Source organism: Cupriavidus sp. 01L45, assembly GCF_056399885.1.
On record NZ_JBFTSG010000161.1, the window covers coordinates 1 to 1,061 of the forward strand.

General features: G+C 65.9%; 1 protein-coding gene. It reads left to right on the forward strand.

What is annotated here, in order from left to right:
- On the forward strand, nt 1–1,061 hold a 1,061-nt coding region (locus AC1DT6_RS40535), incomplete at both ends, for an isovaleryl-CoA dehydrogenase (protein WP_477115625.1).

Below are 1,061 nucleotides of genomic sequence, written 5' to 3' on the forward strand. Positions count from 1 at the left end.
ATGCTGCGCGAGTCCGTGCGCAACTGGGCGCAGGCCGAACTCGCTCCGCGCGCCGCGGAGATCGACCGCACCGACCAGTTCCCGATGGACGCCTGGAAGAAGATGGGCGATCTCGGCGTGCTCGGCATCACCGTGGCGGAGGAGTACGGTGGCGCCAATATGGGCTACCTGGCCCACATGATCGCGATGGAAGAGATCAGCCGCGCTTCCGCCTCGGTCGGCCTGTCCTACGGCGCGCACTCCAACCTGTGCGTGAACCAGATCCACCGCAACGGYACCCCCGCGCAAAAAGCCAAATACCTGCCGAAGCTGGTCTCCGGCGAYTGGATCGGCGCACTGGCCATGAGCGARCCCAACGCCGGCTCCGACGTGGTGAGCATGAAGCTGCGCGCCGACTTCAAGGGCGACCGCTACGTGCTCAACGGCACCAAGATGTGGATCACCAACGGCCCGGACTGCGATGTGCTGGTGGTCTACGCCAAGACCGAGCCGGACCTGGGCGCGCGCGGCATGACCGCCTTTATCGTCGAGAAGGGCATGAAGGGCTTCTCGGTGGCRCAGAAGCTGGACAAGCTGGGCATGCGCGGCTCGCACACGGGCGAGCTGGTGTTCCAGGACGTSGAAGTGCCGGTCGAGAACATCCTCGGCGCGGARAACGCCGGCGCCAAGGTGCTGATGAGCGGGCTGGACTACGAGCGCGCGGTGCTCTCCGGCGGCCCGGTCGGCATCATGCAGGCCTGCATGGACGTCATCACCCCCTACATCCACGACCGCAAGCAGTTCGGCCAGAGCATTGGCGAGTTCCAGCTGATCCAGGGCAAGGTGGCCGACATGTACACCACGCTGCAGGCCGCGCGCAGCTATCTGTACACGGTGGGCAAGAACCTGGATTCGCTGGGCACCGAACACGTGCGCCAGGTGCGCAAGGACTGCGCCGCGGTCATCCTGTACACCGCCGAGAAGGCCACCTGGATGGCCGGCGAGTCGGTGCAGATCCTGGGCGGCAACGGCTATATCAACGAATACCCGGTCGGCCGGCTGTGGCGCGACGCCAAGCTGTA